Source organism: Moorena sp. SIO1F2, from assembly GCF_010672755.1.
GTDB lineage: Bacteria > Cyanobacteriota > Cyanobacteriia > Cyanobacteriales > Coleofasciculaceae > Moorena.
The window spans coordinates 1-14,509 of the sequence record NZ_JAAHFV010000153.1; the positions used below are offsets into that span (position 1 = coordinate 1).

The 14,509-nt window shown below is 43.8% G+C and carries 13 protein-coding genes and 1 pseudogene; 6 read left to right on the top strand and 8 right to left on the bottom strand.

Annotated elements, in window-relative coordinates; all coding sequences use genetic code 11:
* Positions 1–799 precede the first annotated feature (799 nt).
* The 3 genes from F6J94_RS18335 (at position 800) to rpsU (ending at position 2,466) form a co-directional block, all read left to right on the top strand.
* Entirely contained in the window at positions 800–1,003 is a 204-nt protein-coding gene (locus tag F6J94_RS18335; protein WP_293026729.1) for a hypothetical protein, read from the top strand.
* 274 nt (positions 1,004–1,277) lie between these two features.
* On the top strand, positions 1,278–1,577 hold the full coding sequence (locus F6J94_RS18340; RefSeq protein WP_071105565.1) for an RNA-binding protein: 300 nt from the start codon (positions 1,278–1,280) through the stop codon (positions 1,575–1,577).
* 688 nt (positions 1,578–2,265) lie between these two features.
* Positions 2,266–2,466 carry a 30S ribosomal protein S21 gene (gene rpsU / locus F6J94_RS18345; RefSeq protein ID WP_070394310.1) on the top strand — a complete coding sequence of 67 codons (201 nt, stop codon included), beginning with the start codon at positions 2,266–2,268 and terminating at the stop codon, positions 2,464–2,466.
* A gap of 1,130 nt (positions 2,467–3,596) precedes the next feature.
* Here rpsU and F6J94_RS18350 read toward each other — a convergent pair.
* Positions 3,597–3,965, bottom strand: coding sequence for an EamA family transporter (locus tag F6J94_RS18350; protein ID WP_293043125.1), 369 nt, complete (start codon positions 3,963–3,965; stop codon positions 3,597–3,599).
* A gap of 136 nt (positions 3,966–4,101) precedes the next feature.
* Here F6J94_RS18350 and F6J94_RS18355 point away from each other — a divergent pair, with 136 nt between their 5' ends.
* Positions 4,102–4,803 (top strand): Mo-dependent nitrogenase C-terminal domain-containing protein, encoded by a 702-nt coding sequence (locus F6J94_RS18355; RefSeq protein ID WP_071105569.1) that lies wholly within the window; start codon positions 4,102–4,104, stop codon positions 4,801–4,803.
* Between the two features lie 146 nt (positions 4,804–4,949).
* Positions 4,950–5,999 carry a GTPase ObgE gene (gene obgE, locus F6J94_RS18360; RefSeq protein ID WP_293043128.1) on the top strand — a complete coding sequence of 350 codons (1,050 nt, stop codon included), beginning with the start codon at positions 4,950–4,952 and terminating at the stop codon, positions 5,997–5,999.
* A gap of 32 nt (positions 6,000–6,031) precedes the next feature.
* On the opposite strand, the gene F6J94_RS18365 is transcribed toward obgE, so the two are convergent.
* From F6J94_RS18365 to F6J94_RS18375, 3 genes are all read right to left on the bottom strand, one after another.
* Positions 6,032–7,501 carry a serine hydrolase gene (locus F6J94_RS18365; RefSeq protein ID WP_293043130.1) on the bottom strand — a complete coding sequence of 490 codons (1,470 nt, stop codon included), beginning with the start codon at positions 7,499–7,501 and terminating at the stop codon, positions 6,032–6,034.
* A gap of 232 nt (positions 7,502–7,733) precedes the next feature.
* Positions 7,734–8,528 carry an RNA methyltransferase gene (locus F6J94_RS18370; RefSeq protein ID WP_293043136.1) on the bottom strand — a complete coding sequence of 265 codons (795 nt, stop codon included), beginning with the start codon at positions 8,526–8,528 and terminating at the stop codon, positions 7,734–7,736.
* Between the two features lie 310 nt (positions 8,529–8,838).
* Entirely contained in the window at positions 8,839–10,005 is a 1,167-nt protein-coding gene (locus F6J94_RS18375) for a DUF6745 domain-containing protein (RefSeq protein ID WP_293043132.1), read from the bottom strand.
* Between the two features lie 568 nt (positions 10,006–10,573).
* Here F6J94_RS18375 and F6J94_RS18380 point away from each other — a divergent pair.
* Positions 10,574–12,220, top strand: coding sequence for an ABC transporter substrate-binding protein (locus F6J94_RS18380; protein ID WP_293021086.1), 1,647 nt, complete (start codon positions 10,574–10,576; stop codon positions 12,218–12,220).
* Here the strand turns inward: F6J94_RS18380 and F6J94_RS18385 are convergent.
* From F6J94_RS18385 to F6J94_RS18400, 4 genes and pseudogenes are all read right to left on the bottom strand, one after another.
* Complete coding sequence (locus F6J94_RS18385) at positions 12,217–12,435, bottom strand: hypothetical protein (protein WP_293021088.1); 219 nt, start codon at positions 12,433–12,435, stop codon at positions 12,217–12,219. The genes F6J94_RS18380 and F6J94_RS18385 overlap by 4 nt on opposite strands.
* A 171-nt stretch (positions 12,436–12,606) precedes the next feature.
* A complete protein-coding gene (locus F6J94_RS18390; protein WP_293043134.1) occupies positions 12,607–13,782 on the bottom strand; it encodes a murein transglycosylase A in 1,176 nt (391 codons plus the stop codon).
* A 54-nt stretch (positions 13,783–13,836) separates the two neighbouring features.
* Positions 13,837–14,088, bottom strand: coding sequence for a hypothetical protein (locus F6J94_RS18395; protein ID WP_075902058.1), 252 nt, complete (start codon positions 14,086–14,088; stop codon positions 13,837–13,839).
* Positions 14,089–14,246: 158 nt separating this feature from the next.
* A pseudogene (locus F6J94_RS18400) lies at positions 14,247–14,509 on the bottom strand (hypothetical protein); the annotation flags it as partial.

Below are 14,509 nucleotides of genomic sequence, written 5' to 3' on the forward strand. Positions count from 1 at the left end.
TGTACTTACTCCAATTCAATATCTTATATTTGGTCTTGGCGGTTGCTTCTGTCATGGCTAAGGGGAAGCTCTATTTTTCTCTCTATAGATTATCTCACTCAACTCATACTCTTTATGCAACAAAGCCATTCTCACCCTAAAAAAGCGAAAAAGAACACAGCTTAACCTTGATTTTTAGATTAAAGTTTTTGATTTCAGCTATTTTTAATGGCCTGGATTGTTTTTTGCTGATTTTTTATAGTCTAAAGTAGAGGTGTTAATTTTTGAAAATATTTTACGAAATAGTTATGATTTTTTATATTAAGTTTTAATTTAAAATTTCGTAAAAATTCCGTATAATTGCGGTATAAATAATAGATAAAAAATACTTTTGATAATTTTTATAAAAAATTGTCTTTTGCTTGCCTCCCTTGATAAGGGCGCTAATGCTGGGATTGCTTTTAGCTTTTGCCTTCATCAATCAAGTTATACCAATTCGAGAAATTATAGCTAAACATCAATTTCATCTCCCCATCTCCTCATCTCTCCATCTCCTCATCTCCCCATCTGCATCTGTAGTCTACCTTTGAAGAATTGATATTACTTTATGACGCACATTCCGCACTACATTGTGTAGTTCTAAAAGATTACGAATTTTGGGAATTTTGCCATGGGGCTTACGCCGCCCGAAGGGCTAATCGCAAATCGTTGACTAATCCTGAGTATTTATACTTAGGATTATAAGCCAGGATAATATATTAATTTATAAATAAATTAATATATTAAGTTCGTTCAAAAATAAACGGTGCTACATTAAGAAATGCTAAAAAATATCCCATCGTTGCTCCAACTAGATGGGATAAAAATTTACAAAAATTTACATAGCTATAAAAACTTTGGTTCGACTACTGATAAGCATTGGGTTATCACCAAATGGGCTGATCAGCGACATACTGATAGCGTCCGTCAAAAGCTCAGTCCCAAATTCGGTCACCTTCCCTGGTTTATCCAGATTTGCGGCTAGAATAAAACAGCTGTGAGGGGGGAGGCAGAAATGGGGGAGTGGGTATGAAAAGTTTTTTCAAAACTGGCAACTATGCAATGAAAATGCACAATAGCTTAATTGCACAACCCGAGTAGGACGTTAATCACCTTACTGTCTATGTTATCATAAAAGACGAGTATAGGTATCGGTTGCAGTTTTTGTTTTCAGTGTTGACAGGTTTCTTCTGTTTCATATTGCTAAGCATGCCTCCGAAATTTCTATCTCTACATAAATCAAATTTTGGAGATATTGTATGTCTGTCTACGTTGGTAACCTTGCACGTGAGGTGACAGAAGAGGATCTGAAATCTGTGTTTGAAGAATATGGTCAAATCAAGCGAATTCACATGCCCACCGATCGCGAAACAGGTCGCTTCAGGGGCTTTGCTTTTGTGGAAATGAACACAGAGGAGGAAGAAGCGAAGGCCATTGAAGACCTTGATGGAGCTGAATGGATGGGGCGCGATCTCAAAGTCAATAAAGCCAAGCCTCGCGAAAAAAGAAACTCATTTGGGGGCGGTCGCAGAGGTGATAACTTCTCTCGTCGCTACTAAGCTCGCTAAGATCCAAATCAAAACCCAATTCTGAGATCTGAACGCAGGGCAGGGGTTTTCCCCCTGTCAAAATCTACGCTGCGCATCAGAATTTAGGGAGTAATCCTGGTAGGGTAAAGGAAACCCAAACTCTAGTTGGAAGATACTAGTGTGCGTAGGATTGCTGTCTATAAGTGGATTGAAGGCATCTCAAACTCTTTGATTCAGACAAGTATGAACGTTTAAGACCTAGAGTAGGAAAACCCAAATAGGCAGTGTTCAGATCGAGAATCACACTAGTTGTAGTGTGTGAGTTAACCAACAATATCATTAATTCCACGGCTCATAGCTAAAGTTAGTTTTAAGGGAGATATTGTAGCAAACTCTCCAGGCTGAAGCGTGGAGGTAAACCATCACAGTCCACTTGACAAGGAGTAAGGAAAAAATAAGGATTTGAGAGCCTGCTTTTGGCAGGCTTGATTCCGATTTCCTTGCCATAGACGAGTGCAGGCTATCCAGGTGCAAGATTATGATTTTCAACGGACTTGAGATATCAGCCATTCGTTTTAAAAACTGGCCAGATGCCAACACCTTCCGTCAGTTGTAGGAGTTTTGTCAGTCAATCAGAGGTTTGCCCTGTCCTGTACTTATGGGATGAATGATGACTTGTTATTCGACCACGGAAGCGATCAAAACAGGAGGACATTGAATGACCCAAGTGGTGGTTGGTGAAAATGAGCACTTAGAGTCAGCCCTACGTCGATTTAAGCGAAAAGTCTCCCAAGCTGGCATCTTTGCCGATATGAAAAAGAATCGTCATTTTGAGACATTTGCACAAAAACGCAAACGTAAAGAAATTGCGAGACATCGGGAACGTCGAAGACTCCGAAACCGTCGAAGACGGTTCTAGCAGGGTAGGGCTTTAGTCCCCTGCTTAACTTTTCTATAGCAATCGGTGTTGGAGTTGTCAGAGTGCGATTACTCCTGTACCATTACCGATTACCGGTTGCCTATTCCCGTTACCCATTACCCAAAACAACCTTGGATTATGAACACTAGTGCGGCTCTTTCTTACTCATACCCCTCTAGTTTCTAGAGGGGTATGAGTAAGGGGATTCGTGAGGAAAATCCTCAAAAATCCTAACTGTTTTGCGGATGTGGGTGAAAACCCCACCCTTGAGGAGACAGTGCGATTCGTTGGCTATAAACCTTACCCACTAGGGTTCGGGGAACTAGCCGCAAGGCTTATATGAACCTTGACAACTTGATAACCATGTTGGTGTAAATCCAACCCTCCCGGAATCGGAGTGACAGCCCTACCCCCATTTATAGAAACTAACAAGTCTATAGATGAACGCAGGGGTCGAATAGTGAAGCCGAACCAATCCAGGTGAAGTTAGTAACAGGCAAGGGACTCATGGATACGAGAGAAAGGTATGTTGAATCATCGTGACAAGGGTGTGGCGAAATGGATTGATACGCCACAGACAAAAGTCAAAGAAGATTCTGGATAGCTGGTTTGTCTCCCAACTATCGATTCCCAACAACACTTCCGGTGAATAGTACCATCTTAAAAGTCCAAATAATGGTTATCAGGAACGAAGTAACCCCCATAGGTACTCTCAGTAAGGTCGATTACTGAGTAGGTAGTTAGCCGCAAGTCTTACGGGGGCAAGATTGAGCTCAGTTGCCAACGCCCAAGGTAACACTTAGGATATGCTGACGGACTCACGTTATAGGAAAAGAAATAGTTGTGAGACTTTAACTAGCATAGTAGTACAAATGAACGGGTAACTTCGGCCTAGATGCTTATTTCGAACCTTTTTTTCTTGCGCTTACCCTGGAACTTCGGCTCTGGAAAGAACCGGGAATAGGGAATTACAGCAGTTTTACAGATCTGATTTTACAGATCTGAGTGGGTAAGTCCTGAGTAGGTAAAAGGCTTGTATGGTGGCATGGTATGCCCCTATTACCCCCCTAAAAAAGCTGGGTAAACAAGAGGCTTACATCCATAGTCTTTACAAATGACAAATGACTAACTTATCTTTTCCAAATTACCAACATTACACCGCAGATAATCACACCCAAGCCCACGGCACGACTAAGGGGGATGGTTTCCTTAAAGAAAAAATAGCCCATCAGTACGGAGAAGATATAAGTCAAGGATACTGAAGGACCAGCAACGCTGAGATTTACCCTGGTCAGCAACAAAATGTATGCCAGTGCCCCTAAACCATAACAACATAACCCTGCTAGGATCTCTGGGGTCTTGGGTATACTGAAAATTTGATCTAGCCAATTGCTAGCGTTAACTTTTTCCAGCTTTTCGGCTCCAGTTTTGAGCAAGAACTGTCCAGTAGCACTGGTTAGGACTGACATTAAGAAAAGAATAAATTCTGCTAGAGTCACGAATATCTCAGAATTACAAGTGGTCGATGCTTCTTAATCCGATTGCTATTTTGATGTTATAGGCTTCAACCTTATGGAGCGATTAGTTATTGTGATTGCTCCTAAAATAGTGTTAGGAGATTGATTTTAAGTATTTATGGCTACTTCCAGCACTGCTACCTACACCGAAGAACAGATTTCAGCTTGGCTGCGGGGTTTATTTGCCGTTGCCTGGGCTGATGGTCACTTTGACCCAGAAGAACAAGAGGTTATGGCTCAAATCACCCAAGAGACATTGGCTCCTGGCACTGATTTGCAGTCTTTTGATCAACCCATTACTCCTGAAGAACTGGCAGCAGCTTTAGGTAAGGATAACACAACGGCAGAGAATTTTCTACGAACTGCCGTAATGGTAGCCTTGGCAGATGGGGTGTACTCTGCGACTGAAGCTGATGTTCTACACCAGTTCTGTGAAGCGCTAGGTCATAAGGTTGAGGCTCTTGAATCACTGCAGGTAACTCTTTATGACGGTAAGGCAACTGAGCAAAGCGATTCTGCTGATGCCTTAGCTCAAGAACCAGGAAGTTCTGACCATCCCCATTCGGATATTCTACAGCCAATGCGGGATTGGTTAGATGGTATGGATGTTAATGACCCACGGGTCGCTCGATTTATGTGTAAACTGATTCCTTCTCAGTGTCCGTTTGAACGGGACGTGAAGCTATTTAATCACAAAATCGTCCACATCCCACCGATGTGTAAGCTTAATCCTCTCTATGATCAGTTAGTCGGCTTGCGCTTCCGGGCTTTATCTTATTTAGCCGATGATTGTGGTGAAGATGTTTCAGCATATTTATAAGTGGTGATTGGTGATTGGTGATTAGTAATTAGTCATTAGTCATTGGTCATTAGTAGTTAGATTAATTAAGGGTAATCGGTTCAACTGACTGATGTCAAGAAAACACTAAGGACTAAGACCTAAGCACTAAGGACTAAAAACTAATTATGCAATTTATCGACCAAGCAGAAATTGAAGTTGTCGCTGGTAACGGGGGCGATGGAATTGTGGCGTTTCGGCGGGAAAAGTATGTTCCTGCTGGAGGACCGGCGGGGGGTAATGGTGGTCGGGGGGGTAGCGTGATTTTCAATGCTATCGAGCACCTGCAAACATTGCTAGATTTCAAATACGCCCATTGCTTTCGAGCTGAGAATGGGGGTCGGGGAGGCCCTAATAATCGGACGGGAAAAAATGGTAGCGATCGCATTATTGAAGTTCCCTGTGGCACGGTTGTCTACAATGCTGACACAGGAGAACTGCTGGGGGATTTGGTGAAACCTCGGCAAATGCTGTGTGTTGCCAAAGGTGGTAAAGGAGGTTTGGGAAATCGGCATTTCCTGAGTAATCACAATCGCGCACCAGAGCATGCTTTACCTGGACTACCAGGAGAGCAACTCAGGTTACGCTTGGAGTTGAAGTTACTGGCGGAGGTGGGCATTATTGGTCTACCTAATGCTGGTAAGTCTACTCTGATTTCAGCACTCTCAGCGGCACGACCCAAGATAGCCAATTACCCCTTTACCACTTTGATTCCGAATTTAGGTGTGGTTCGTAAACCAACTGGGGATGGTACTGTATTTGCTGACATTCCTGGGTTGATTGCTGGAGCTCATCAAGGTATTGGTCTGGGTCACGACTTCCTACGTCATATCGAACGCACTCGCTTGTTACTGCATTTGATTGATATTACTGCTGCTGACCCGATTGCTGATTATCAAACCATTCAACAGGAGTTACAAGCCTATGGCAGAGAATTGCCAGAACGTCCCCAAATTCTTGCCCTTAATAAGGTAGATGCGGTTGATCAAGACATGATCGATGAGGTGTCTACTTACCTAAATCAGCTTACTCAGGTACCAGTTTTTTCAATTTCAGCTGTTGCTAAAATCGGCTTGGATGCTTTGTTATCGAAAATCTGGCAATCTCTAGATCAGTTGTCAGTAGCAGATTGCTCAAAGGCAGCAGTCAACCTTCAACAGTCAACTTTCAAGGTTTAACCGGTAATTAATAAATAACTAATTATAAATTGCTAATTATTCAAGTAGTCATAGGCTTGTCGAGAAATGGTGCGAATCAGTTTTTCGGCACTGGCATCATTAAAGGGGCGTTTGACCATTACGCTGATAATGTAACGCTTGCCGTTGGGCATTTTTACTAAACCTACATCGGCCAGAAGTCGGCCAAGGGTGCCAGTTTTATGGGCAATGGTGGCACCATTACCTAGTCCTTGGGGTAATAGTGTGTTGGTCTTAGTTTGGATCATGATATCGATCAGGTCAGTACGAGATTGGGGAGAAATCCACTTACCTTGCTCAAGGTGAAAAATCAAACTAGCCAGTTCTCTTGGGCTAGTGGTGTTTGTTCCTGGCAAATCTGGTAGGGGGTTGCGCAGTACAGTTTTTTTCAAACCCCAAGAGCGGAATCGTTGATTGAGAACTTCGATGCCACCAAGACGTTCAATCAGCATATTCGTAGCAGTGTTATCACTAATGGTGATCATTTTGGTGGCTACTTCCAGAGCTTTGTACTGTTTGCCTGGTTTTTGATATTGCATGTTTCCAGAACCACCAGCAATCATCTCTGGTTTCATGGTTATATATTCATCTAAGAAAACTTTGCCTGCATCTACATCCTGAAAGAAAGCAATTAGAATTGGTAACTTAATGGTGCTAGCAGCAGGAAAAATGAGACGGCTATTTGATTCTAGGAAAGCACCGGTATCGAGATCATGGATGAAGATTCCGGGTTGCAATTGGGGGTGTTGCTTTACTAGAGTTTGAATTTGTTTTTGTAAGGGAGATTTGTTGAGCAGCAGGGGTGTCAATTGAGAACTAATTGTCTGACTCAAAGTCTGCTGGACTTCAATTGGAGCATTGTCTGTGGTTTTGGTAGATGGTTGGCTAGCAGTACCCAAGCTCGATAATACGGTACCTGCGATCGCTCCGAGACCAATTCCTACAATCAGCAAACGGATAATCAAAATCCATAGCCTGGTAGAGGAGTTTTCGGAACGGCGCTCTCGGCGAGTTCTCCGAATTTGTACAGATTGGTGATTGGGGGTTGGGAGGGGTAGTCTAGCTTTTAGTTGGCTTGTTTTGGAGGATTTAGGGGATAAATCAGCAACTAATTCTGGCTGAGGACGTTGCCGAATTGGATTACGAGAATTGGTTATGGTGGGCAAGGATGAGGACGCTCGTGTAGCAAAGGGATTGAGTCTTCTACGAAGGTTTGGTAACTGGGGTGTTCGGTATGCTACCCTCAGCTGGGATTGACTGGAGGGAATTGTAGAAGGGTTTGGTGAACGGGATAGACGAGCACGGGTACGCGGGGTAGGTGGCGGAGTTGACCGAGATTTATGTGATTTTGCGGATGAGCTTTGGCGGCGCGCTTTCTGTTTTGGTTGGGATTTGGAGGGTTTAATCTCCTTAGTTTGTGGCTGTTTACTAAGGTGGCGACGCGGGCGGCGGCGGGAGGAGGTTGGTTTCTGTTGTTTTTCCACTGCTGAATCTTAGGCTGAAGTTTACCAGATACATAAAACCCGAAAAAATCGGCTAGTTCTCGGAATTTTCTGAGTATGGTCTAATGATAAGGGAGAGAACTTTAATGGATATAGCAGTATCAAACTTCGCTTTCAGTTTTTCGTGAGTGTTCCGATTACAGAGTTTTGATCTAGTACCAACAGTTGAAGCGCCCATCTATCAAACCTCCAATAGAACCTATGCAAGCCTATTTTAGGACTGGTTTGGTTTTGATGGATCATCTACCCCAGACTTTGGGAAAAATTGTAGCGCCCATTCTACCTGGCGGAGCATTCCTCTGAGCATGTTGATCTCTTCTGTGGTAGGGGTTGCTCGGTTTAATAGACGTCGCAGCTTTTCCATCCGTGCTGCTTTGGTATGGGGATAAAGATAACCAATGTTCAATAATAAGGCTTCTAGATGCTTAGAGTAGCGTTCTATCTGGTCCAAAAGAGCAGAATCTTGGTAGGGGGGAGCGGGGGATAAGGGTTGACTTGGGACCGGTGATGGCTGCTGTGTACTTTGATAAAGTTGATATTGATAAAGTTCATAACAGCAAACTGTTACGGCTTGGGCTAGGTTTAAGACTGGATAGGTGGAACTAGTGGGAATCCGGACAAACCGCTGAGCATGATTGAGTTCATCATTGCTCAATCCCCTAGATTCAGGGCCAAAAATCAGGGCAGAGGTTACGCCAGCTGACAATAACCAGGGTAAGGCGGTTCTGGGATGTTCGAGAGTAGTGGGGATGGCGCGGCTACGAGCAGTGGTTGCGATCGCTCTTTGACACCCGACTAAGCCATCTGGTATGGTTGCTACCACTTGGGCTTTTTCTAAGATATCTACCCCGTGCACTGCCATCTGCTGTGCTTCTTGGCTGAGATGGTCACACTGAGGATTCACTAGCACCAGCTGGGATAACCCCATATTTTTGATCACTCGCGCTACAGAACCCACATTCAATGGACCAGCGGGTTCTACTAAAACAATCCTGACTCCCATATACATTTTCAAGGTTGAAGGTTGTTCTTGCCCAGGCGTCCCTTGTCGGGTAGGTTGAAGGGTAACCTTCAACCACAAAACAGTTGCACCCCACAAAACAGTTGCACCATTTGTGCAAGTTCAGGACTTACGCAAAACTGGGCAACAAAGGCGCTGATGGTGTAGGGTGCGTTATTAAGGCACCCTACAGCTAGAGTCACTGCGTAAGTCCTGGTCCCTCTTGTCCCTGCTGATGGGGAAGCGACTGCATCAAGACATGGTGCTATCTTTGAGGGCAACTTTGGTATTAACCACTTGATATTAACGTGAGTTGGACTCAAGTCTGGACTAAAAATTCCTCTGGATCAGTATCCCAATTTACCCAGCGAATTGCCTCACGGGCTGATTCTACATAAGGCGGCACTCGCATAATGTGAACAAAGTTGGTGCTAGGACAAGTCATCTTGAGTAGAAAAATTGGCTCGATATCGATATCGTTATTAATTTTTAATAGGGTGTATTCTTGCCAGGAATCCAATCCCTGTGCTTCTAGGTCTTGGCAAATTCGGGCGTAACCAATTCCTTCAATGAGGACTCGCCTAAGTTCAGCGTTGGGTTCTTCTAAAAGCCACCCTGCTTGCCACTGGTTGGGGTTGACTGTCCCGTATTTTTCTGGTAGTGTCACGCCGTGATAGGAGTATAGGCTGAAACCATCGGCAAACTCCATGGCTGGCTGTCCTTCTCTATGAAGGCGGTGTTGAGTGTCAAATGAGAGCTTGGTTGGGCGATCGCAAACGAAGCAGATGTTTTCAAATGGGAACATCCAACTACAGTGTTTGACTAGGGATTGGAATATTTGCCATGTGGTTTGATGGTGAGGGCAATTTAGGACGGAAATATAAAAGTCAAACCGACTACTGTAAATACTCCAGTATAAGGGTGACATGAATAGTCTCAATTCAGTCCCAAGTTGTTCAAGTACTTGCAAGCCAATTCGAATTCGCTGTTGACTAACTGTTGAGGTATCTAGTTCATATAACAATTGGTTTTGCAATTGCCTGTGTAGTTGGGTTCCCATGGAAGTGTCCAAGGGTTGCCACAGTTTCTCTTCAAGTTGACGGCTAATCCGTTTAATGTTAAGCTTTCGCCCGAGTTGGTAGAGTAGCTCTTGCTGGAGTTCTTTGCCGAGTTGGGTGTTGAGATGTTGCCGTAGTTGACTAATCAATTGACTCTCCAGTCTTGGCTGGAGTTGACTCTTTAGTTGGCTGTCAATGTGTTGCTGGAGTTGGTTCAGGAGAATTTTAAAAAAACCGTAAGGGCTATCACAAAAAACAATATCTGGTACTGGTTTGCCAATGGCTGTATAGGCAGCGTTTATGGCTAATGTTGCTTCGTGACGATCAACGGCTCCAGTCAATAAAGATAAATTGTACCATTTTTCTTGATAATTTGAAATTAAAGTCTCTTGCTCTGGGGTAAGATGTTTGATGTTGGGTTGCCACATATCGCCATACCTGTGTTTGATATTCCGATTAAATCCCGATTTGAAAATAGTGCTGAGTGCTGAGTGCTGAGTGCTGAGTGCTGAGTTTAGTAAGTGGGGGAGTGTTTTCATCCAACGGTAGTTAGCTAGGAGTTATGGGATCTAATTAGTTATTCAGGTTAAGCTGGGTGTTTTTATGCTAAAGTATGTTTTTTGTCACAATTCTTAACAAATTAGTAAGCTGTCAGGTAATGCGCTACGCGCACGCTACTTGAGGTGCTAATGCGCTACGCGCACGCTACTTGAGGTGCTATTAACTTGTGTTTGACTACTTAGGATTGAGGATTAAATAATATGGCTATTCGGTACCTGTTATGCTAAACTGCTAAATTACATTAAATAAACCTACTACTTTATATAGCTTTGATATTTTGATAGTTGATTTTTTAGGCTAAATTAGCATACTAATTACGGAAGAACCCCCCTCTCGATCAATCATCGCTGTATTCTAAAACGCTATATTTTTGGCAAGGGGTTATAAGATAGCTACGATAATAAATTACTTGTAGCTCATCAAAATTACCTAAGCATGAACTGGTTTCCCCTATCCCGCAAACACTGTTCAACTAGCAAATTCCTAGCTTTATTTCTCTGTAGCTGCTTCCTAATTATTAGTTGTGGTGGTTCTCCTAGCAATCAACAGACAGGTTCCTCTAGCAGCAGTAACAGTAATAGACTCACTATCGGTACTACCCTAAAACCGAGAACCCTCGATCCAGCCGATGCCTACGAACTAGCAGCTAGTAACATCCATTACAGCTTAGGCGATCGCCTTTATACCTACAAGCTGGGTACCTCAGAATTAGTGCCACAACTGGCAACTGCTATGCCTACTATCAGCAAGGATGGCTTAACTTACACCATTCCCCTACGCCAAGGTGTAGTTTTTCATGATAACACCCCATTTAACGCTGAAGCCATGGCATTTTCCTTGCGTCGGTTTATCGAAAATGGTGGCAAGCCCTCTTCTCTACTCGAAGGTTTGGTAGATTCGATTGAACCCTCTGGAGAATACGAACTGACGATTAAACTCAAAAATCCCTTCGCCGCCTTTCCAGCACTATTAGCTTTCTCTGGAACTTGTGCTGTTTCCCCCAATGCCTATGAAATTGGTAGTGGTAAATTTGAACCGACCAAATTTGTAGGCACTGGTCCTTATAAACTAGTCAAGTTTAGTCCTAATGGGATTCGCCTAGATGTGTTTGAAGACTATTGGGGTAAAAAACCTGCCAATCAGGGATTAAACGTTCAAATCCTCACCAATTCCGCTAATTTATTCAATTCCATCAAAACTGGTGCTGTAGACATTGGTTATCAAAGTTTAGATCCCGATCAAATCCTCAGTTTGCAAAAAGGAGCAGCATCTGGGGGTTGGCAAGTCATAGAATCTCCCAGCAATAATATTAACTACATGGTGCTCAATACCCAGATGGCACCGTTGGATAAACCAGAAGTCAGACAAGCGATCGCTGCGATTGTTAATCGTAAACTGATCAACGAACGGGTGCTAAGAAACCAAGCTGCACCAGCCTTTAGTATCATTCCCACTAGCTTTGATGTTTCCAAGCCAACCTTTAAAGACGCCTACGGTGACGGTAATATTGCCAAAGCCAAAGAACTGCTAGCCAAAGCGGGATTTACTAAAGACAATCCGTTGACATTAGAAATTTGGTATTCCTCAGGTTCAGCAACCCGACAACAACTTGCCAGTCTTCTGAAAGAATATGCTGCCCAGGAACTTGGGGGAATTGTGGAAATCCAGCCCCAAACTGTGGAGTCAGCGAATTTCTTTGGCAATCTAGGTAAGGGAGTTTATCAGAGTGCCTTAGTCGATTGGTATCCTGACTTTTCTGACCCCGATAACTTTATTCAGCCCTTAGTCAGTTGTACTAAAGGTTCCCTTGGGAAAGGGTGTGAAGCTGGAGCCAGTCGCTCTCAGGGGTCGTTTTATTATAGCGATCGCATGAATGAACTGATTCAGCAACAGCGTCAGGAATCAGATCCAGCCGCCCGAAAGCAGATTTTTGCTGAGATCCAAGAACTGTTAGCAAAGGATGTACCCTTAATACCGTTATGGCAACCAAAGGAATATGCTTTTGCCCAGTCAGGCTTAAAGAATGTCCAGTTAGACCCGATTCAACAATTGCCACTGTGGGAGATTGATAAGGGAAATTAGGTTAACGGGCTGCCCCCGTGCTTTAAGCCGGGGGAAAGTTCAACCCCCCAAAGTTCTACTTCTGTTGGATTGACAAAATCCTCATTAACTGGTAGGTTTTGGTGAAAAGCAATATTAATAGGAATAAAGCCAAGTACAAAAGAACTGAAAAACATCACAGCAACCACATCAAGCTCACTGAAAGAATTTTGGTTTGACCCTTGAGAACGACTCATATTGACCTACCTCGTTTTTTTAGCCTTTCTTCTCAGTTTCAACGGGTAATGTAGGGGATCAGGTGTGTTTTAGAGGAAATTTTTATGTATAATTTTATGTATAGTTTGATAGTTAAAGTTTTTTTTTATAGTTCAAGTTTATAGTTAAAGCTTGAGCACTATTTTGTGGTCTTAATTTTTCAGCAACAAATAGTACAACTCTCCTGTATCATTAATCAGCCCTGCCCGATTACCTGCCAATTTACCAGTACCCATAAATATATCCACTCGACCCGGCCCTTTAATCGCACTACCAGTATCCTGATCCAACACATAGCGACTGACCAGCCTAGATTCCAACTGACCCACAGCATTGGGATAAGGAATACTAGTTTGGATAAGGGCCAAGGCTCCTGGAGGCATGATAGATTTATCCGTAGCAATCGAGCGCTCAGGCATTACTGGCAAACCAAGACTACCGGTAGCAGGTGCCCCCCTGGTTTCGCGAAAGAACACAAAACTTTTATTGCGGGGTAAATATTGACTCAGTTCCGTCGGTGAAGTGCGGAAATAATCGATCACCGCAGGCAGGGTCAGTCCTTCTAGCTCGATCTTGCCATCGTTAACCAGTTGTCCCCCGATACTAGTGTAGGGATGACTCGTCTTACCGGCATAGCCCACGCTCATCAAGGTGCCATCCGGCATTCTAACTCGCGCTGAACCCTGAACGTGAATCAAAAACGCCTCTAAGCGATCGCGTAACCAAACTAGTTCTTTCCCTCGTAGTGGGCTATTTTTCCCTAAACCATCCCATCCTTCCAATGCCGCACGGGTTGGGTGAGGTTTTTGCCAACGTTGGAAATCAGAAGGTAGTCGGTAAAGGGGATAGCGATACTCAGCACTAGGTGTGCGACTCCCAGCATACACTGGCTCAAAATAACCCGTGAACCCAACAGTTCCCTGATTGTCCTTCCCCACACTCTTGTAAAAGACAAACTCTTGTTGGATAGCAGTTTGCAACGCTTGAGGAGTAGGGGACTTGATCAGCAGTTGCCGAAAACGGACTAGAGAACGACGGACGCGATCGCGAGTTACTCCTGGTACGGAATAGTTTTGGTAAGCTTTAGCCGCACTAGGGGTTTTCAGATAACGCAAGCTATTGTCTATCGCCCTCAACATCACTCGCCAGTCCCCTGACTGAGCACCAGGACGCTTCCACAGCTGTTCATCTAAACCCAATGGATCCTGATTGAACTGAACAGTTTCTAGTTGAACCGCTTGCAGCGGAACACTAGCAACTGCAGCACCACTAATTGGTAGGAGGGCTATTCCTATGGTTAGGGAAATCCGAGTCAGAGTTTTGCTCATACTTGCCAAGAATTCAATCACCAGCTATTGCCCAGTCAAAGCAGTCAAGCTGTATTAAAAACGTTCGACGCTACCAGAGAAAATAGGTTCCACCCGCATAGCAGTGATACGAGCAGGACGTACAACCATGTACTCCCCTTGAACATTTTTAATGGGTACGCTAATGAAGTCTTCAGAGTTAGATTTTGGGATAAGTTCGCCACTATACCACTTTTGAAACTCTTTAATTGTGGCAAACCGTACTTCTTCCCGGTGACCACTTGACAAAAGAATGTGAACAGCGTACTCGTCTGGGGTTCTTGGCATAGAAAATTCTCCTTAATCCATGCCAACTATTATCAGCGACCTTGAAGGGGAAGGCAAAAAGTCATTGATCCAAGTTCACAGGGATTCCCAATACACCAAATCCCCTTACACGTCCTTTGTCCTTTATCCACCAGTTTTGCTTGAGACTTACAGACTACTTAAGTTGATAAATTAAACCGTTGCAGCAAATTTTCCATCACCGTTGGCAACATTTGGCGCAGTTCCTGTGGACTTTGGTAGATCAGCTGCTGGTAGCTAGGCAGATCAAAAGGGAACTGCCCTGGTAAATCTGGTCGTTCCATCTTTACCAGCAAAATCTGTTCTGTCGGCTTAGCCGTTAAAGCATAGCCGATTTCCACACAAACATAGGGACTAGGGATCACTAACGGTTTGTTTTCCGTTGCTAGACCAGCCACCGGGG

Bases quoted from the DNA above. Each gene is read 5' to 3' on its own strand.
- F6J94_RS18335 (WP_293026729.1), top strand. From the start codon at position 800: ATGCTAAAAAATATCCCATCGTTGCTCCAACTAGATGGGATAAAAATT.
- F6J94_RS18340 (WP_071105565.1), top strand. From the start codon at position 1,278: ATGTCTGTCTACGTTGGTAACCTTGCACGTGAGGTGACAGAAGAGGAT.
- rpsU (WP_070394310.1), top strand. From the start codon at position 2,266: ATGACCCAAGTGGTGGTTGGTGAAAATGAGCACTTAGAGTCAGCCCTA.
- F6J94_RS18355 (WP_071105569.1), top strand. From the start codon at position 4,102: ATGGCTACTTCCAGCACTGCTACCTACACCGAAGAACAGATTTCAGCT.
- obgE (WP_293043128.1), top strand. From the start codon at position 4,950: ATGCAATTTATCGACCAAGCAGAAATTGAAGTTGTCGCTGGTAACGGG.
- F6J94_RS18370 (WP_293043136.1), bottom strand. From the start codon at position 8,528: ATGTATATGGGAGTCAGGATTGTTTTAGTAGAACCCGCTGGTCCATTG.
- F6J94_RS18375 (WP_293043132.1), bottom strand. From the start codon at position 10,005: ATGTGGCAACCCAACATCAAACATCTTACCCCAGAGCAAGAGACTTTA.
- F6J94_RS18380 (WP_293021086.1), top strand. From the start codon at position 10,574: ATGAACTGGTTTCCCCTATCCCGCAAACACTGTTCAACTAGCAAATTC.
- F6J94_RS18385 (WP_293021088.1), bottom strand. From the start codon at position 12,435: ATGAGTCGTTCTCAAGGGTCAAACCAAAATTCTTTCAGTGAGCTTGAT.
- F6J94_RS18390 (WP_293043134.1), bottom strand. From the start codon at position 13,782: ATGAGCAAAACTCTGACTCGGATTTCCCTAACCATAGGAATAGCCCTC.
- F6J94_RS18395 (WP_075902058.1), bottom strand. From the start codon at position 14,088: ATGCCAAGAACCCCAGACGAGTACGCTGTTCACATTCTTTTGTCAAGT.